General features: G+C 40.4%; 15 protein-coding genes and 1 pseudogene. 2 read left to right on the top strand and 14 right to left on the bottom strand.

Translation table 11 applies throughout. The annotated features are described in order from the left end of the window. Positions 1-27: 27 nt before the first annotated feature. Positions 28-597 (bottom strand): Crp/Fnr family transcriptional regulator, encoded by a 570-nt coding sequence (locus tag FY557_RS08935; RefSeq protein ID WP_149246906.1) that lies wholly within the window; start codon positions 595-597, stop codon positions 28-30. 660 nt (positions 598-1,257) lie between these two features. On the opposite strand from FY557_RS08935, the gene FY557_RS08930 reads away from it, so the two are divergent. Further along, positions 1,258-4,593, top strand: coding sequence for a response regulator (locus FY557_RS08930; RefSeq protein WP_228451747.1), 3,336 nt, complete (start codon positions 1,258-1,260; stop codon positions 4,591-4,593). 174 nt (positions 4,594-4,767) lie between these two features. On the opposite strand, the gene FY557_RS08925 is transcribed toward FY557_RS08930, so the two are convergent. The 12 genes and pseudogenes from FY557_RS08925 to FY557_RS20475 form a co-directional block, all read right to left on the bottom strand. Further along, a complete protein-coding gene (locus FY557_RS08925) occupies positions 4,768-5,415 on the bottom strand; it encodes a response regulator transcription factor (protein WP_149246905.1) in 648 nt (215 codons plus the stop codon). Next, a complete protein-coding gene (locus FY557_RS08920; protein WP_149246904.1) occupies positions 5,412-6,146 on the bottom strand; it encodes a sensor histidine kinase in 735 nt (244 codons plus the stop codon). Before FY557_RS08920 ends, FY557_RS08925 begins: the two co-directional genes overlap by 4 nt. Positions 6,147-6,276: 130 nt before the next feature. After that, on the bottom strand, positions 6,277-6,408 hold the full coding sequence (locus FY557_RS20480) for a hypothetical protein (RefSeq protein ID WP_262713535.1): 132 nt from the start codon (positions 6,406-6,408) through the stop codon (positions 6,277-6,279). A 685-nt stretch (positions 6,409-7,093) separates the two neighbouring features. After that, positions 7,094-8,527 carry a hypothetical protein gene (locus FY557_RS08915; protein WP_149246903.1) on the bottom strand — a complete coding sequence of 478 codons (1,434 nt, stop codon included), beginning with the start codon at positions 8,525-8,527 and terminating at the stop codon, positions 7,094-7,096. Positions 8,528-8,538: 11 nt separating this feature from the next. Beyond that, positions 8,539-11,340: a hypothetical protein gene (locus FY557_RS08910; RefSeq protein WP_228451745.1), complete on the bottom strand. Its 2,802-nt coding sequence runs from the start codon at positions 11,338-11,340 to the stop codon at positions 8,539-8,541. Positions 11,341-11,351: 11 nt separating this feature from the next. Next, positions 11,352-12,152 carry an Fn3-like domain-containing protein gene (locus FY557_RS08905; protein ID WP_228451744.1) on the bottom strand — a complete coding sequence of 267 codons (801 nt, stop codon included), beginning with the start codon at positions 12,150-12,152 and terminating at the stop codon, positions 11,352-11,354. 80 nt (positions 12,153-12,232) lie between these two features. Continuing rightward, the gene (locus FY557_RS08900) at positions 12,233-12,778 is read right to left on the bottom strand and encodes a peptidoglycan-binding protein LysM (protein ID WP_149246902.1); all 546 of its coding nucleotides are present in this window, start codon (positions 12,776-12,778) and stop codon (positions 12,233-12,235) included. Positions 12,779-12,975: 197 nt separating this feature from the next. After that, positions 12,976-13,521 (bottom strand): peptidoglycan-binding protein LysM, encoded by a 546-nt coding sequence (locus tag FY557_RS08895; RefSeq protein WP_149246901.1) that lies wholly within the window; start codon positions 13,519-13,521, stop codon positions 12,976-12,978. Between the two features lie 200 nt (positions 13,522-13,721). Further along, on the bottom strand, positions 13,722-14,264 hold the full coding sequence (locus FY557_RS08890) for a peptidoglycan-binding protein LysM (protein ID WP_149246900.1): 543 nt from the start codon (positions 14,262-14,264) through the stop codon (positions 13,722-13,724). Between the two features lie 409 nt (positions 14,265-14,673). After that, positions 14,674-15,531 (bottom strand): lamin tail domain-containing protein, encoded by an 858-nt coding sequence (locus FY557_RS08885; RefSeq protein ID WP_149246899.1) that lies wholly within the window; start codon positions 15,529-15,531, stop codon positions 14,674-14,676. Between the two features lie 225 nt (positions 15,532-15,756). Next, positions 15,757-15,990 (bottom strand): annotated as a pseudogene (locus FY557_RS08880) (thioredoxin family protein). Between the two features lie 1,719 nt (positions 15,991-17,709). Beyond that, entirely contained in the window at positions 17,710-17,841 is a 132-nt protein-coding gene (locus tag FY557_RS20475) for a hypothetical protein (protein ID WP_262713534.1), read from the bottom strand. Between the two features lie 520 nt (positions 17,842-18,361). Between FY557_RS20475 and FY557_RS08870 the strand changes: the two genes are divergently transcribed. Beyond that, positions 18,362-18,628 carry a hypothetical protein gene (locus FY557_RS08870; protein WP_149246898.1) on the top strand — a complete coding sequence of 89 codons (267 nt, stop codon included), beginning with the start codon at positions 18,362-18,364 and terminating at the stop codon, positions 18,626-18,628. A 230-nt stretch (positions 18,629-18,858) separates the two neighbouring features. On the opposite strand, the gene FY557_RS08865 is transcribed toward FY557_RS08870, so the two are convergent. Continuing rightward, positions 18,859-19,962, bottom strand: a complete 1,104-nt coding sequence (locus FY557_RS08865) for a linear amide C-N hydrolase (RefSeq protein ID WP_185151695.1) — start codon at positions 19,960-19,962, stop codon at positions 18,859-18,861. Positions 19,963-19,981 lie beyond the last annotated feature (19 nt).

Here is a 19,981-nt window from a genome sequence, read left to right as displayed (position 1 = left end):
AATTTTTTCACATTTGTGAAAAAGTAATCACCGTATATTTTTTCTCACTCTGCTTAAAGACTGCTGTTTCATGCCCAGGTAAGATGCCACATAGGAAAGAGGAATGCGATTAACCATATTTGGATATTGTTCCAGAAAAGACAGGTATCGCTGAGTGTTGTCTTCTGAAATAAGGGAACTTCTTCTTTCCAGCTTTTTGGATTTATGTTTTATAATTATTTTTTGAATGATGGTATTTAATTCAGCGACAGCATCTAATAGTTCGCTCCAGTCTTTTTTTAAGAAAACGATACATGAACAGTCTGTAATGGCTTGCAGGTTGGCTATGGGGTGAACACTTTTATCCGGATGATCCCAATCTGAAAGCCAGTGATTTTCTTCAACAAAGTAATGGGTAAATTCATTACCCTCCTCATTGCAGTAATACACCCGGAGAATTCCGCTTGTCACAAACCCGACATATTTTGAATTTTTCCCCGTTTCCCAAAAATAAGTTCCTTTTTCAAGGTCTAAATTTGTTGATTTACTTTTGATCAAGTCAATGTGCTGTTGGGTAAGATGTCCAAATTGCAACAGGAAATTTATAAATTCATTCATTCTGCAAAGCTATCAAATCTCAGTAGACTACCCATAGGTATGGGCTGTAAACCTACACAATAATAAGCACAATAAGAGTTTCAACAATCTTCTTTTTTCAAAGTATTAAAGATTTTTATTTAAGCATCGGATGGTAAACTGAAGGTTAAAAGATAGCTTTTACTTTGATCTCAAATGACCATCATAAATACATTCTGAAAGAACGACAGGCATAATAACAAAGTTATTTTTTTATTTAAACCGTTCGGTTTAATATCGTGCCTTTGCAGGATCATGCCGAGAAAAAAAATTTGACTACGAAGAGAAGCTAGAGATCGCCATGCATCTTTTTTCCGATCAGGGTGGGGTTATATGATTTCCGCGGCACCCCATGCAAAAAAAATTGCCGACAGTCTCCAGACCTCATCCGGGAATTCAGGGGTGTCTTCAGGAACAGCCTTCGGGGGATTTTTATTAGCCGGTACGGAATATCAATTGCTCCCTGGATAGGAATAATATCCGGTGTTTTAGCTGTCCTTGCCCTGCTCTGGCGTTCTTATTTAGATAGATTTCACAAAAAATAAAGTATATTGATGCATATCATGTCCATTTTTTTAAATTAATTTGTTACTCATTATAAAATGACCTACTTTTAATCCCTGACCCTTAAACTGCTATTCAATGCCGAAAAAAATTATAAGAAATCTTCAGATAGGTGTGTTAATTTCTTTGATACTGCTGATTGCCAGTTCTGTAGCATCTTATATAAGCATCCGTAAGCAGATGGAGAACAGGGAAAGTTTATTAAAGAGTAAGGAATCGATCAGTTTGGTAAAAGATGTCTTAAATACCCTGTTAGATGCAGAAACCGGCAATCGGGGATATCAGCTCACCGGCCGGAACAATTTTCTTGAACCTTTCAATGAAGGCAGGAATGAATATCCGCTGCTTGCTTCTAGGATCACCAGGCTTAATCTCAGCGATAAACATCAGACTAAGGTCCTGCATGAACTGCTGCGTACTTCAGAAATGATGATGAAAGGGTATGCACTGCTTATCGGGAACCGTAAAAAGGGAATCCTGATAACCCCGGATAGACTTATACAGGACAAGAGAGCTATGGACAGATGCCGCCTGCTGGTTGAGAAATTCGTAAAATACGAGGAGGCTCAGCTTACCATAAAAAATAAATATCTGAACAGGTCTTCCAACTGGACTGTTTTATTCATCATCTTTTCTGCCTTAGCAGCCATTGGTACAACCGTTTTTGTCTATATACAACTAAAATCCGACCTTATCCGGCGGGCTAAGCTGGAAAAAGATCTGTCTTACACGAAGGAAATGCTTGAGGAAACAAGCTCGGTCGCCCAGGTGGGAGGCTGGGAAGTCAATAGAGAGACCGGAAAGCTCTTCTGGTCTCAATGTACAAGAGAAATTCATAAAGTAAAAAATAGTTTCCAGCCCACCTTTGAAAATGCCCTTGAATTTTATCAGGGAAAAAGCGGGGAGAGAATAAGACATCTATTTAACAGTGCAATACAACAGGGAATTGCTTTTGATGAGGAGCTTCAGCTTTTGCGTAATGACGGCATTACGATCTGGGTAAGAGTAAAAGGTATTCCCGAATTTGAAGGGGATACCTGCAAAAGGGTTTTCGGAACCATTCAGGATATTGATGCCTTAAAAAAAATGTTTCTGGAAGTCACCCGGAAGGAGGCTATCATGAAGTCCTTTGCCACTGATGTCCCTGTTCCTCTGGCCATGTTTGATAAAGACCTCAACTATGTTGCCGTAAGCAGCAGATGGAGAGAGGAATTCAGTATGAATAATGTAGACCTTATCAGTAATAACCTTTTCGCTATATCACCTGATATTCCCGGAGAAGGAAAAGAGATCTATAAGAATGCGCTGTTGGGGGAAACTTACATTAACAGTGATTTTACAATAAAGGTCGAAGGAAAAGAAGAAATCCAGCATTACGACCTTAAGGTCGGACCCTGGTATCTTACAAAAGACGAAGTAGGGGGGATCATTATTTCCGTACAGAATATTACCCATGCCGTAAAGATCAATGAAGAACTGAAAAATGCAAAGGAGACTGCAGATATAGCCAGCAAAGCTAAATCCGAATTTCTGGCCAATATGAGTCATGAGATCAGGACGCCTTTAAATGGGGTTATTGGTTTTTCAGACCTCCTCCTCAGGACACCGCTGAATGAAATACAGACTCAATATCTGAATTACATCAATGAATCAGGAGAAAATCTGCTTAACATCATCAATGATATTCTTGATTTCTCTAAGATAGAATCCGGTAAGCTGGAACTCCTGATAGAACCTTACGATGTGTATGACATGGTAAGCCAGGTGATCAATGTGATTCTGTACCAGTCGCAGAAAAAGAATATTGAGCTGCTCCTTAATATCGAGCCGGGACTTCCGAAAACCTTATTTTTAGATGGAGCAAGGCTGAAGCAGATTCTGATTAATCTTCTCGGCAATGCCGTTAAGTTCACAAAAGAAGGTGAAATTGAACTTAAGGTTGAAAAGTTGAACATTGACGAGCAGAATATTAAATTACGTTTTTCAGTAAGAGATACAGGAATAGGAATCCCGCAGGATAAACAAAAGTACATTTTTAATGCCTTTACGCAGGAAAACAGCTCGATCAGCAAGCAATATGGCGGAACGGGCCTTGGGCTCACCATATCAAACAATATTTTGGGGTATATGCAAAGCAACCTTTCCTTAATCAGCGCTTCGGAAAAGGGATCGGTATTTTTCTTTGACATAGAGGTTCCGTACGAAACGTCCGAAATAAAAGACGAAAATAAACTCCTTTCGATAAAACGGGTCCTTGTTGTTGACGATAATGAAGCAAACAGAATTATCCTGAAGCATATGCTTGCCTATAAGAATGTAGAATCTGTGCTTGCAGCGAGTGGTACGGAAGCACTGCAAATGTTATTGAGAGGGGAACGTTTTGATGTGATACTGATGGATTATCATATGCCGGTTATATCGGGTCTGGATACTATAGATAAAATTAAAGAGCTGTTCAGCCAACGCAATGAGGTTTCTCCTCTGGTCATTCTCCATACCTCTTCCGAAGAGCACGATGTCATCAATTCCTTCCGGAAAGAAGATAACTCTTACTTCCTGATGAAACCTATTAAATCCGATGAACTGTACAAAACGCTCAATCGTGTGGAGAAGAATAGTTTTAAAGATGAACCTGTTGTAAAAGATATGGGTACAGACAATGGATCTGTTTTTAATGAAATGGATGTATTGCTCGTGGATGATAACCCCGTAAATATGGTTCTGAACAACAGAATAATGAAAGCAATTTCGTCCCGTTTTGATCTTACAGAAGCGGTAAATGGACTTGAAGCTTTAGAACGGTGCAGAAAAAAACAATTTTCCATCATCCTGATGGATGTGCAGATGCCGGTAATGGACGGTATGGAGGCTACAAAACAAATTCGCCTGCTGCCAGGATACAAAGCTGTTCCGATTATAGGGGTTACAGCCGGAAATGTACTGGGTGAAAAAGAAAAATGCCTGGACAGCGGGATGGATGATTTCCTCCCAAAACCTTTAAAACAAAACGATCTGGAAGCAATGTTGAAAAAATATCTTCCTGTCATGGGTAAATCTGGCGGTACTGCAGGCCCAGTTGCTCTGGATGAATATATTGACATGCATATGCTCAATGGACAGATAGGCGATGATGTCGAATTTCGGAATTTGTTTCTGAACCTCGTTGTTCAGCAGCTGGATCAGGCAATGAAAGACATTAAAATTGCACACCGTGCCAACAATGGAGCAGATATAGGGGTAATTCTTCATAAGATGAAGGGGACCGCAGGAACAGCAGGGCTTTTCAGGCTATCGGAATGTGCGAAGGAATGGGAAATAAAATTAAGTAAGAATTTGGATTGTACATCGCTTGATAAGGAAATAAGTGAAGAAATAAGGATAGGATTGAAAATAATTAAGGGGTTGATACAATAAAATTACATAAGTTAAGCAGACTGGTTTTTGGGGAAGATGATGGGCAGATCTTCCTGTTCTGCCCGTACCAGGTTATTTCGCGCATCCCCCGGAGCCGTGGACGGAAAATCTGATAATGAGGTATACAATCCCCCCAGGTTCCTTGGGATGACAAATCGGAAAATAACAGGATGTTTACTGATTATACAGCCTGAGAATTTCTACCAATTCAGGGATGGACCGTATCTTCAGCTTCTCAAACATCCTGTTTTTATACGTGCTGATCGTCGATGAATGAAGATTCAGCTGATTGGAAATTTCTTTAAGGGGAAGGCCTTCTGCAAGCTTATTGGCAATCTGCAGCTCGCGGTCTGACAGCGCTTCGAAGGGAGAGTCTTTTGCCGCACCGGTTAATGATTCTAAAAAAACAGCTTCTTTTATATTGTCACTTATATATCTGCCCTTACTGAGCATTGCCGTTAAAGCAGCCTCAATGACTTCGGTGGAACTTTGTTTGCTCAGATAGCCGCCGGCACCCATTTTTAAGTAACGCATGCCATACAGCTCTTCGTCCTGTGAAGAAAAAATCAGGATTTTTAATTCAGGCTGGCGGATTTTTATATAATCTATTGCTTCCTGAACAGTACCGTTAGGCATATTAACATCCATAATCGCCAGATCCAGTTCTTCGTTCAGAATTACCCTGTACAGCGATTTATAATCCTCTACTTCGGAAATGATGGCATCGGGCCTGAGTCGTCGGATCGTTTGTATCAGGCCCATCCGGACAATACCGTGATCATCTGCTACCACAATACGGATATTTGATTTTAACTCCTTCATTCTATAAAATTAGGTAAAAAAAGGGAAACTGTTGTCCCATTATCTTCAGATGAAATGATGTCGATATTTCCGCCCATCAGGGAAATAAAATGTTTTACAATCTTCAGACTTAATCCAGCTCCTTTCTCGCCCGCAGTCCCCAGAAACACGGGATTATCATAAGTGTAGACTGCCGATAAATACTTTTCATTCATTCCCGTTCCGGAATCAGCCACGGAAAGAACGACCTGATCACCTTTGGCACCTCCTTCTAAATAAATGTCTTGTCCCGGCAGGGAGTATTTTACCGCATTGTCAAAAATTTTGTCTAAAACATATTCGAGCAGCACGCGATCGTTTGTAAGAACTGTATGGCGATCTCCCTTAAAATGAAACTTAATGTTTTTTTCTCTTAATCTGGCAGCGTATTTTTCTTCCAAATGGTGAAAAAGATCCGTCACCATCATTTTAACAGGTTTAATCTTAAAATCCCCGTATTGTGTTCTCAGCCAGGCAACGCTGTCCTGAACAGATTGCAGATTCTTCCGGGCATCGCTTTTTACCTGCGGCAGCAACTTAAAAAAATCCTCCTCACTTATGGTCTTTTCTTCCAGTGCTTCTATAAGCCAGAGAAAATTTCCAAACAGTTCCTTTGAGTCATGAGACAATATCGAGATCAGTGCGTTCTTGAAATTGATTTCGTTTTCCAGTCTTTCGATTTTTAATTGCAGTTCATTGATAAAATCATCCATAAATTCAATATCAAAAGCTAAAAATATACTATATTTTTTACATAATAGTTTATTATTTAATTTTTTTTTGATTTATATGCCAAACCATTCTTGAATTATCCCAGAGAGGGTATGTTTTAATAAAATTTGGTTAAAAAGCCTGGCCTTCCGGCTTGCAGGCATTTTTCTTTCTTACTTCTTTCTTACCGGGACAACTTCCCGCCGTCAGGCTCATAACAGGAATTTCGGTATTTTTTTCAGCCCTCTTATTTTTGGGTTGCATCAATGCCATTGAGACGGGCCTGAATATCCATTAAAATAAAACCACGATGCTCTTTATGGTATTATTAAACGGTAAAGGCTGTTTTAAACATGATGATCAAAGTTTAAGAAAGAATATCCTTTAAATTCGTTTTGATAAGAAGTACATTCATGTGAATTCGGAGAAAAGATAAGATTAAGGGATAGAAAAGGACGTTACATTAAAAATATAGGAGAAAAGAACAGCAAAAGCATCTGCCTCCTAGGGGCACCATGATCATTACCGCAGGTGGGATCCGGGGTCAACAAAAGCGGACGACAGCCCCCAGGCCCTGAAGGGGCGAAACCTGTCTGCACAAAGGGCGGAATGTAATATCGCAGGTTGTTGCCCGGGGCTGATAGCTCCCTTTTATGGCCGGATGAGTCCTTTAGTAAATCTAAAATATTGAAAATAAGCTGAATGCTATCGGATGCACGTTAGATTAAGTGAATAAGAAATTACCTTAATGTTAAAAATACATGTAGAGCCTGTTCAAATTTTATCTAATGATTTTTTACAGACTTAATATGCTTTATCCAAATAAACGAAGTTTATTCTAATAGTAAAAATCTCCGGATTCGGCGTAGCCAAATTCAGTCCTATTAAACGAAAAAAAAATAAGAAATCGACCTTAATGTTAAAAATGTATTTAGAATTTAAACACGCTCTAAATCGCCGTAAAGCTATAATAAACATTGACGGAGTAAGTGGTATTTTCCTTCCCGACCAAACTTTGGGCACCTGCAGGGGGTATGGTGTATCTTATGTTCAGTCCCCGGTCCAAAACCGGTGTTCCGTTGAAAAGTATTTTCTGAGGGGTCTTGGATAAGGGAACATTTGCAGAACCTCCATCCACGCCGATTTGTAATATGTTGGAATTGATGTCGGTCTGCAGGCCGCCTTTCTTGAAATAATTTTCGTCCGATTTTACATAGAGCTCAAAACTTTCATTATTGGACAATACAATTTGGTTTGGGATCATTTGTGACTGACCCTCATTGTACTGGGAAGCTGTATTAAAATTGAAGTTCACATTCCGTCCGGAACTGGGGATGGTGATCTCCGACAGAGGAAGCACCTTTAACTGAACAGCCGTATTTTGCAAATTGTTAATTGAGTTATCTGTACTTCTGGCATTGAAGTTCAATTCAAACGTATACGTTCCGGCTTCAAAGAAAAGGTTTTTAAAATCTTCCGCAGACACATAAAGCTCCGGACTGAAGTTGTTTCTGTTTCCTGCTGCAACACTGAAATTAGCAGCGGAAAAATTCTGGAAGTCGACAGATAAGGCTTTGGTCGTAAGGGCAGATCCATTACTGCCTAATTTAACGGTGGTTATATTTCTGGTTCCCGGAACCCCTTTTGAAGAAGTAAACTGAATATTGGCAGCAGCTTTCGCCCATAAATTAAAATCCACCGTATTCGCGATTTCCGCATTATCCAAACTCAACACCCGGGTGCCTGTAATTCGGTAGTCATTCAGAGAAGATATTTCTATGTATTTTGTTAAAGAAGTGGTGATCCATCTGATGGATGAAGGAATGACTAAAATCGTTTTAAAATTACGTGGCACAAAATCATTATAATTTTGAGTGATGTCCATAGAGTAATTCCCGGCCCGGTAAGCATTGGCCGTAAACTGGGCAGCCGGTATTTTAAATATGAAATTGATATTTCCCCGGTTGAATCCTCCTGCGAAAAAAATGGACCCGGAGGGCTCAAACCATCTTACAGCACTTGTGTTGAACGACTGAAAACCCGGTATAGAACCCGAATATCCGGTAGCAGGCGGTTGCCCGCCCATACTCTCCAACTGCCACAGAAGCGTGGAGCTGGGTAAAGTAGATGAGGAAGAGGGCTGGGTAAAATTGGGCCCGGATACGGAAGTAAATGTAGGAGCCACCGGTGCTAATCCGAAAAAAGTATAATCCCAGTTTGTTCTGTTGGCGTTCGTCATTACCCTTGTCGGAACCGAGGTAAATTCAATCCTGTTAAAAATATTATTTTCAGGAACCGACAGGTATACATCCTGAGCTTTCATGACTGCAGCGCCGCAGAATACGGTAAAAATTCCTGTTAAAAAAGCCCTTCTCTTTTTCATATTTTCTAAATTTAAAACTTTTTCACCTTAATGGTGGTGTCTTTTTTCTTATATTCAAAAACCACGGTTCCTGAATAACCGTCTTTTGTCACCTGAATGGTTTGGATGGGTTGTATATAACTGTATTTGTCATTTTCAATATAGAGATCGTATTTTCCGTCTTTCAGGAAAAACTCGAACTCGTTTTTCTGGTTAACGACGGCAGTATAGATCTTACCGTCTTCGCTTTTTGCATACACCACAATTCCGGTTACATCCGTTTCCACATCGTCGTAGGCTTGTTTGATCTCGCTTAATTTCCCGCTTACCCTGATGTTTTTTACCAGGCCTACTTTGCGGTTGATGTTGTTGTTCACCATAATGGCAGGATCCATCATCAGCCGGGCACCCGCACTTTCGTTTACCTTGAGGGTGTAAATGCCTTCAGGCACATTCTGAAAAACCACTTTTCCGTTTTTATCCGTCATCGCTACGTAATTGTCCAGTTTCACTATTTCATTGGCAAGTACCGGTTCCCCGGCCTCCAAAAGCCCGTTGAAATTTTTATCTTCAAATAGCTGGAAGGTCACTTTGTGATTTCCAAGGGTAGTAGCGGTGGTAAAATATTTTTTAATTCCCACTCTGAACTGGTAATAGCTGCCGCTGCCTGCATAATCAGCCATCGATTTATAACCGGAAAAATTAAAATAGCCTGTGGTGGACAAAGAAGGCGAAATCTTATATTCCAGGTTACCGCTCACATTGCTGTTTAAGTTTTTATAAAGTTCCGAATAGGAAGTTCCGGCTGAAAAAGATCCGGTCAGATTATTGTTCATCAGTTGGAAATTATACGAGGCGTATACATTGTAATTGGCAAAATTACGGTCTGTATCGTAATATGAAGTTAAATCAAAGACATTCGTTGCATTCCATTGGGCGGTTCCGTTCAGGGAGAAGGATTTGTACCTGTAAGACAACGTTGTTTTCAGACTGTTGAACCAATCGTCGCTGTTATCCGCTTTTGAATAAGAATATTCCGCCAGCAGATTCAACCCGTGAGCACCGAAGGTACCGCTGATGTTGGTCTCCAGCCGGTAAGAAAAAAGTTCATGCGATGTATAAAAATTCGCTGTTTTTTGCCTTTCAACCTTTGGAGCTAACAGGAAGTTCCACTTTTTTAAAGAAAACTGGTAACCTGATCCCAAAGCCTCTGTACTGTTGAAATAATAACGCAGATTAGCGGTATTCCCGGGCTGGATGGGCGTACTCTGGAAACTCAGGAACTCGGGGTCTATCTGCGAATTCTGATACTGTATAAAGGCGCGCTGAGAATCAGAGAATTGCCGGCCGATCCGCTGATTTGAGATAAAAGATCCCCTTTTGATCCCTGCATAACTTTTGGTGGCAAAGGAATTAATAGACTGTATATCCCATTTTCCTACTTTTCCCTCGTAATTCGCGCCCATTAAAGCCCCCTCGTTTTCATCTCTGTTCAAAAGGCCTTTTTCGTGACTCAGGCCCATCTCTGCGCGGATGGTGTGTTTATCGTTAATTAAAAGTGATGTTGTTGCGTTTGTCACCTGGGTTTCTACGTTGAAACGCGGGTCATGATCGAATAGATAGGACACTTTCCCATTGAAAGATTTAGCATTCCCAAAACTATATTTTGCTCCGGCCATGGTAGATCCCTCCGTCTGTCGGAAATAAGTACCGTACAGGTTATAATTGTTTTCCAGTGCCAGAATTTCGATCTGATTATTTTTACCAAACTGGGTAGAGATTTTCCCGCCTCTTCCGAAAACCGGGTAATCGTAATCGTTACTGTTAACATTTCCTACCCGTAACACCGTATTTTTTCTCTGCACTTCCAGCCAGGTATCATACAGGTTATAACGGCCGTCAAGATAGTAATCCGCACCCATATTGAAACGCGATTTCAAATTGTCGGTCACCCGAAACGCTGTGTTTCCCCTCAATTGAAGATAATTGAAACCTGAACTGTTTTCATTATAGCTGATTTCCGCAAAATTATTTCCACCCACGGCTTCGGTTCCCCGGGCAATTTGTCTGTTGTGCGATAAAATGACCAAGTAGAGCGTGTTGCTTCCCACAATTTTATTATCAGCCAAGTCGGTGGCAATCGCATTGATGTTGAATTCCGGGTAAAGCATATTCTGTTTTCTGACCGCAATTTTGATCTCAACCGTTTGTTTTTCCAAGCCTTCCAGGGATACGGTTGGTTGTCTCGGCATCATTTCCAGACCATCGGGAATGGATTGCAGATCAATCTTAACGGTTCGTTTACTATAGCCCTGGTTTTCTACAATTAGCAGAATTGAGGACTCGGGCAAAGCCGGATTAATGAAATTTTCGAACGTCTCCGTATAAATGGCGATGTTTTTATTTTCGCCTTTGTCAACGAAGAATGAAGCACTTTCAGTTCTGGTAACCGTTGGGGTGGTGTACGAAACCTGGAATTGGATCTCACTGGATCTCAGTTTCATAAAATCCAGGTTGGCGATCAGTTTCACAGGAAGGTTTTTAGATTGGCCCGCACCCAGCGTAAAGTCATTTTTGGGATAGAAAAGCAATCCCGGATATAATTCCTTAGGGATGATACTCTGAATGGCAACCTCTTCGGAACTTTTATTCTCAATGACCAGGAAATTAGTAAAAGTGGAACCTTTCTCAACAGCTATACGGTCATTTTCAAAATGGATCTGGATATCCTTCTTTTCCTGCGCGAAAGACAACGAAAAGTGCAGAAGAACAAATGCAAAAGTTAAGATTGTTCTTCTTAGGACTGATAACGATATTCCATTCTGTGGTTTCAAGACTTAATTTTTTAAAATTTAAAGTTTTTTTCGCCTACGCGTAAATCATTGGATTCTGCCATTTTGATAATCGCCACGCCAAGGAAGTTCCCTGAAATGTTCTCCGGCAAAGAAAATTGAACGGTCTGATTGGTATCGGGAAGCATGGAGATGGAAATGGCGGGTAATTTTATTTCCTTACCACTGTCTGTATCGGTTAGTTCAAACGCAACGGTGGCATCATTGATGGTATTTCCGTCATTATGGATGCTTACTGCGACTTTCCTGTTCGCTGCACTGTTATTGCTCACTTCTGAAATATTGGTAATATCCAGACTTTTTACATGGTTTCCCGGTGGCGTGTAAAAGAGGTGAAGCCCTACCTCAAATAAGGTGATAATACCAATACCGTTCTGAATACGTGCCTTATCTGCCTGCTGAGGAAGCTGGGTGAAAAACAACATGCTGTTGGTAACGGCAGACTTTGATGCGTTGGCCGGAATCTGCATGGTTACTACAACCTCTTTTGTGCTTTTCGCAGGAACTGTTACCGTATTTTCCAGGGTGGAGATCCAGGAAGCATTGGAAGTTTTTGAACTGCCCGGATCAAGATAAACCTTATTTCCGTCTTCTTCTCTGGCCCAATCTTTATAGTTGAGGTTAAAAACATAATCCTTATCCGAGCTGTTCTGAAGCGTGACGGTCTTTGTCACTTTCTCTCCCGGATTACCGGTGAAAAACAGGCGGGTAGGCGACATCGAGATACTTTGTGCCAGGATTGAAGAAGATCCCGTGAGGATAAAGAAAATCAAAAGATAAATAAACTTGCGCATGGTGTAAATTATTTAAAAATAAAGATTCCCAAAACTACTGAAAACGTAACAAAGAAACCTTTACAAACCAAAAAAATTTATTACAAAGCAGTTGCGGTATACGTTACGGTCTGCGTGTAGGTTCCTGCCGGTTTCCCTAAGATGTCGGAAGACGATGATTTCGCTGCGGGAATCGTGTAGTCCAGGTTCAGGGTCAATGCGCTTCCAAGCGGAGCGTTTGATACTAAAGTCTGGTCCGTTGCCGATAAAACGACAGCGCTTTTTGTTCCGCCCATGGTTCCGGAAGCGGTAGCGGCTTTGATGGTCAACACATTGACAGGGATCAGATTAACGCCGTTCATGAAATTGGCACCCCCTGCTTTTACCTTAACATTAAAATTCTTTGTTGAAGTCACTTTCAGGGAGTTGGCTTTGGTAACCGTCTGATCAGAGTTATAATCTGCTGCCGTAGCATAGTTGAAGTCAACCGTGTTCCCGATGGCCGTACTTCCCGCATCGATGGAGATGACATCATTTAAGGTAATGTTTACCGTTGTGGTGGCAGTTGTATTCTGAGCCTTGGCATTGTTGGTTCCTAAGATGAAGGCTCCGATAGTTAAGACTGCGATGGCGATTTGTTTTGTCATGATCGTATTATTTATTTTTTATTCTTATTTAGTTGTCCTCTTTTAACATTACAAATCTACGGCGGCGGTAAAATTTTCTTTGTAGTGGAACATGGAAGTTCGTGTAGTAAAATAACTACAGGATGATTCATTTGGCTTCAACAGAAAAGCCCCCAACATGTTACATGTTGAAGGCATATATAATTGTTGTGTTCTTACTATAATGCAGTGGCAGTATACGTTACGGTCTGCGTGTAGGTTCCGGCCGGTTTCCCTAAGATGTCGGAAGAAGATGATTTCGCTGCAGGAATCGTGTAGTCCAGGTTCAGGGTTAAGGCGCTTCCAAGGGGAGCGTTTGATACTAAAGTCTGATCCGTTGCCGATAAAACGACAGCGCTTTTTGTTCCGCCCATGGTTCCGGAAGCGGTAGCAGCTTTGATGGTCAGAACATTGACAGGGATTACGTTGGTTCCATTTATGAAATTCGCACCTCCTGCTTTTACTTTAACATTAAAGTTCTTCGTTGAAGTCACTTTCAGGGAGTTGGCTTTGGTAACCGTCTGATCAGAGTTGTAATCTGCTGCCGTAGCATAGTTGAAGTCAACCGTGTTCCCGATGGCCGTACTTCCCGCATCGATCGAGATGACATCGTTCAGGGTAATATTTACCGTTGTGGTGGCAGTCGTATTCTGAGCCTTGGCATTGTTGGTTCCTAAGATGAAGGCTCCGATGGTTAAGGCTGCGATGGCGATTTGTTTTGTCATGATCGTATTATTTATTTTTTTATTCTTGATTAATTGTCGTCTTTTGACATTACAAATCTACGGCGGCGGTAAAATTTTCTTTGTAGTGGAACATGGAAGTTCGTGTAGTAAAATAACTACAGGATGATTCATTTGGCTTCAACGAAAAAGCCCTCAACATTTTTAAATGTTGAGGGCTTATATATAATTGCTGTGTTTAATTACAATGCAGTAGCAGTATACGTTACGGTCTGTGTATAGGTTCCCTTAGGCTTTCCCAGAAGTACCTTCGATGCTTTTTCTGCCGGAATAGAATAGGCAATATTTAAAGACTGTTTTGCCCCTGAACTTGCGTTACTTACCAGGACCTGATCGGTTGGAGATAAGGTGACCTCATTCAGGGTTCCTGTTAAACTTCCGCCCGGTACTGCTTTTACCTGTAATATATCTACCGGAATTACGTTGGCGCCGCTTACAAAGTTGGCCCCCTCAGATTTTACTTTTACATCGAAATTTTTGGAGGAAATAATGACTAAACTATTCGGTACCGTTACGTTTTTTGAAGAATTATAGTCGGTTGTATTCACATAATTAAAATCTACTGTGCCTCCTGAAGCGGCAGTTCCTGCATCCATTGCAATCACATCTGCTAAAACAATGTTAACGGAAGTACTGGCCTGTCCGGAATTTTGTGCTGAAACCTGGTGGGTTCCTAAAGCAACTGCCCCCAGAAACGAGGCAGCAATAAGTATTTGTTTATTCATGACTGGTAAAATTAAGGTGTTAAAATGCTGTCATTCAAAATCAAGCATTACTTACAAATATAATTAAAAATAAGTCAATATGTATGCCTGGATTTTATTTGTAAAGAAATAAATAGATCTTTTTTTTAAAAATATCAGCTAAAACCCCTGTGATTGAAGAATACTGTGCGGCAGAATGGTATATCTGTGTTTGAAAAAGGCGGATCCGCTGGAAGCCATATATATCACTTAAGCGGATTCAATGAAAACCTATCATTTTTACAGACCGAATGCTTCAGCTAAATTTGAGGAACTGATACTTCGAGAATCAAGTGTCCAGGATTATTCAGATTATGAGGAGGACCGTTGTCGGCTAAAAAAAACCAGCTGCCATCTGGCAGCTGGTTTTTACGTTGGTTGTTGAATAAAATTAATCTTTTAAAATCTTTTGGGAAACAACTTTATTATCGATAACTCCTGTAACGATATAATTTCCTTTTTGCAGTTCGGCTATATTAAGTTTATCATTATTAATTCCGGAACCGGTCTTTATAAGCTGTCCTGAAAGGGTATAAACTTTCACCTCTTTCACCTCAGCACGGAAACTGATTTCATTATTTTTGACAAGCGTATTTTTTATGAAGTTGCCGGAAGCGGGACTGGATGATATATCGCTTACGGCTAAAACTCCGGCCTGTGGGGTGGGAAGGGTAACGGTAAAATCTACATTATTACTGTTGGTATCCCCTGAAACTCTTGTAATTGAATTTAATATGCTTGGAGAAGGAGCTGCTCCTGACCCTTCATATTGATTAGCCAGGCCATATCCTACAAAGTCTACTACATTTGATGCAGTTGGTCCGGTAACCTGTGTGGTATTGCTTGCCAGAGCAACTTTCCCCGAAGTAAGTGCAAGTCCCAGACCTAAGCCTACTGTAGGAGCGGTCCCGTTAAAATTAAACACTACATTCACAACAAGATTGGGATTGACCAGATTGATAATCCCGCCGCCATCAGAGCCTTCCTGAATTAAATAGGTCTGCCCGGGAGCCAAAGTAATATTGGGCAGGGTATGATATTGGGTGAACGGCCCGGAAACCGGTCCATACTGTATGGTTGCGCCACTAAGGGTAGATGTGGAAGTCCCGATATTCTTCAGTTCTATGAAATCATTGGTCAGCGTTGCTCCTAAAATTCCGCCTCCCGTATAAATTTCATTAATCACAATCTGAGCATTAGAAAATGCAACTGCCGAAACAAGTCCGATGAAAGTAAATACTTTTTTCATAATATTTTAAATTTGGTTTGGTATGTATTTTTGTACAATATTAATACCAAATTATCAATCATATACCACAAAAATTACGAAATCAATACCATATTTTGATCAAATATGATTTTATCAGAATAAACGTTTAAGTTAAATGCTGACTGTCTGAAGTATTTCTGAACTTGTCAGGCTTATCATGAGATAATACCAACCAGGCAAATCCTGATGGTTGGGTAAAAGAGCTTATGCTTTCAGGTCGGCGGGGACAGCGCCGAAATTAATATGAAGCACATTTCCGTTTGTTGTTACCAGGGCAGGAACCGATTGTACGCTTGCTTTCTCGGCTTCCTAAACCCGCTCAGGCGTTTCACTTAAATGTACGATTTCCACTTGATCACTACCTGTAAGATTAATGATATCCTGTTCGGCACTCACACAAACCGGGCAGTCGGTATGATAAAAAACTGATTTTGTCATTTTTTTTTGATTTTAATTATTAATGGCTTTATTGTTATGATATAAGTAAACTTATACTCCGGTACGGGTTACGGCTTGCCGGATCACCGTCATGTTAAAACAGTATAATACGGTTTTACCGTTATTGAAGATGATTATGATAATGAATTTCATTTCGGTTACTGCCTGTACTGCCATTATCCAGTTTTACCGCCCTTAAAAATTATGTCTATATCGGTACGATGAGTAAAGTGGTCGCCCCGGCCCTGCGTATAGGATATCCGGCATGCAGTGACAGGGGCCTGATTCGGAAAATCGGGAATTTGCGACAGATTATTGATGTGCAGGGCGATAATATAATGGAGTAGGCTATTCTGCAGCTCATTAAAGACGGCACTATAAAAAAGCATATTAGAAAAGCTATCCAGCATTATAAAGCGAAGAGAGATCTTACGGAAAATTTATTACGGAAACATATTAAAGATAAGGTTGGCTATACGGTTCCGGATGGTGGCCTTGCTTTCTGGATCGTACCTAGAAAAAGTGCAGACCGGCCGGAAATATCCGACACACTTATTGGTAAAGGTATCAAAATTACCACCCCCGATTTTTATAGCTTTAATGATTCAGTAAATGGGTTGCGCTTGGGATATGGCCTGCTCTCCGAAAAAGAAATAGAAGCAGCTGTTACAGAATTAAATAACCTGCTCTGAAGATACATCCTACATTTTCCAAAGATTCCACTCTGACTGTACGGCGCCTGGGTTAATTTCCTTTAACAGGGTATAAAAATTTAAAAAGTTCCGGTTCGAAAGGGAAAAATTATGGGCAAATTTAATAATGGTTTCCTGGTTTTCATGCATAATTTTTATCTGCCAGATCCGATTATTATTAATTCGGATTGAGGTCCTCTTAAGCTCTGTAATTTCGTGCAGGCCAAATACTGCAGCTTTACGTGTTTTATTAACTGCATAAAGTGAAGCCGTGTCAAAATACAGCTCATCACCGGAAATTATTTTTTTTTCCAGACCGAATAAAAAGGGTTTCTGTGAAATTTTATGTAAACCGCTTACCGGATGATCTGTATATTGAAGCGCTGCGGATGATGGGGATATAATCTCTGTGAAATATTTTTTATAAACTTCATGCATAATAAAAACAGTCAGCAGTAATCCTGTCGCAACGATGCTTATGATAAACCCTGCAGTATCTGACGGCACAAATAAAATGATCACAACAATGCCTATGGCATAAAGGAAAATCCCTGTTAAAATTCTCTTTATCATCATAACAATTTAATAATCATGTTGATTTGAATATTGTTTTTTAGCAAAACGTATTAAAATTTTCGCCTGTAAGGTGGTAAAAGCAAATATAATGCTGTCAATCGATCGAACTGCTTAATATTTTAAAACATGCACAGGGAATTCGAGTGATGGTGTCTTTTTCACTTCAAATCAACAGCTGGAAGAATGCTTAAAGATTATACCGGGCATTGGATACAAACGGATCCCGGAATCATTCAAGAACTTAAAATCATCCCCGTTATGTAAGGCAGTTCACTGAAATTCTGATCATGTTATGCTCCTGCCGAGGCCTCCATAAAACAATACCTCCCAATCAATATGGAGAGGTATTGTTTTAAAGCGATAAGCGTTGGTCTTCTGCCTGGGTTAGCGTATCAAGCATTCCTGTTTATGCACTCCGGACTTTGTTAAGTTAATCAGATTGCATGCAGTCTTAATCTCCTTTTTTATGCTTATGAGGCTTAAGAGAGGGATCATTTTTAGGTGTTTCCTTGTTATCCCTCTGGCGTTTATCCGTTTCACCGGTGGAGTCTGCTTTTTTCTTTGGTCCTGGCTTTATTCCCATAACTGATAATTTTAAGGTTAAACATATATAAACTGCTTATTAACAGGAGGGTATCCGGATTCTCCGGATTCACCTGCCTGTTTTATCCATAGTTTCCGGCAAAAGATAAGCCAAAAAGGATATAACAAACTTTAATCGGAGATTTATCGGGATATCAGGCAGCTCGGGTTTTTAAGGGATAAGTTCCAAACAGTAGATGGCTAAACTGCTTATTCATTGGGCTGCATAAAAACCGCACATTTTAATAATTTCTTCAAAAAAAATACCGCTTACACCGGTTCAGTTCCCTGGAATGAATAATCTTAAGAAATACGGCTTTTATTTATTAAAATCAAGCTGCAGATGTAAGATTCCGGAAGTCGGCTGCAATTGGTCTTGGGAAGAAATAAAACTTAAGAAAACAACCTGCTTCCGGCTCTGTCATCCGATTAAAAGATATTTTAAAGCAGCCATCCGGAAAACCGGTTAAAATACGACGCCTTTTGTCGCATAAAAGAGATAGCTTTGGAAAAAATAGGCAATGAAACTCATAGCGATCATCAGGGAAGAGGTACAGGCGGATGCCAAAAGCATTATTGTGGAATTCCGGGGAGACCCGAAAAAGCAGCATTTTGAAGTAAAGTGCACCTTCAATCCTTACCGGGAAGGCGTAAGGAAATGGGACAGCTGGGAACTGAAGATCCGGTTCGAAGCGGAAATCTTTACGGAAGCAAAAACCGGGGAGAAATCCTATTTTACCCATCTGGTCTGTGACCAGGCCAGGAAATACAGCTCGCCCGACGCCTAAAATAAAATCCTCAACTAAAAAGCCGGGGATTTTATTTTCGTATTAAGTCATGTGATTGGTAATATATAATACGCAATTAGTATGCCATACATAAATTATTTCAACAGATCTTATTATTTTTATAGGGGCTGATGCTTCTTCCTATGCCCGTATCAATTTTAAAAAAGGCGGTTTCATGATATTCAGGATACTCTTAGAGCAGGAAGCGCACGTATTGAAAATTATTACTGTTAAGATTCAGGCAGGATGTTTTCAAAGAATTTCACTATATTTTTTTTCAGCTTCTCAAAAGTAGAGGAAGTTCCAAATTCTTTATTGTCATACCCGATAGGAAATCCTTTCTCCACATACTGGTTATTTTTTGCTACAGTCAGGTTTTGAAAGTAACCGTTAACGGTCCCTTTTGCATCGGTGTGAATATCCAGGTATTTTACGGCCGCATTTTTAGAAAAATCCAGCTTGCTGAGGTCGATGGTCTTTACCTCTTTTTTAAGGTCGGATCTGAAGTACAGATTCATTTTTTTTGTATCAATAACGGTCTGCCATTCACCGGGGTGGATAGAATTTAAAACAGTCCAGGCATAATCCACAGGTTTTTTGTCATACCTATAATTCTTCAGTAAGTAATAGGCACGGTTATAGCGGTCTTCCCACTTTTTGTTCTGATCCGGATCAAACTTTTCATCTCCGCCAAGAAAATCAAACTTTTTAGCAGCGGCCAGATCTTTAGGGTACTGGCTGTTGCACAGCAAAGGCATTGGCATTTCCTTATTGGTAAGGACGGTATATTTACCGTTTAATAAGGCTATCGTTGCAGAGTTTCCTTTTGCATCGGTCAGGAAAAAATGACTTCCGGCCGCATTGGGCCACCAGTCTATGTTTGGTCCGTCATTCAGATGATCCACCACTTCTTTTACCGATTTGTAATTATCCAGCTGATACTGGATCCATTGTGCCCAGAACAGGTTGGGCTGTTTTGGGTTATACACCTTAGTGGTTTCTTCCAGATATAATTCAACTAAAAAAAGGCCTTTTTCATTGACCCCGTAGCAGGGAAAATCATATCCTAAAAGATTAAAGGTAACGGAACCGAATTTTGAGGTCCACTGTTTGTCGGGCCGCAGCTGATCAGTGGTCAGATGCTGCCAGCTGATGTTCCTTTTCAGAACGTCGCGTTTGTTGATCACGATCATTCCCGGCATTGTTTTCCAGTTTTCATTGAAACCAACGACATTATGATCTTTTCCGGTCAGTAAGAAAGCGGAGCAGGCTTTACTCTGGACGGAACAGGCGATGGAGAACATTACGGCAAGGCGAAAAAAGAGAAATTTCATAAAGAATAATTTATAGATT

The sequence above is a fragment of the Chryseobacterium sp. SN22 genome, assembly GCF_008329705.1.
GTDB lineage: Bacteria > Bacteroidota > Bacteroidia > Flavobacteriales > Weeksellaceae > Chryseobacterium.
Note: the sequence above shows the minus strand (reverse complement) of the source record. Positions and strands in the feature narration are given on the sequence as shown.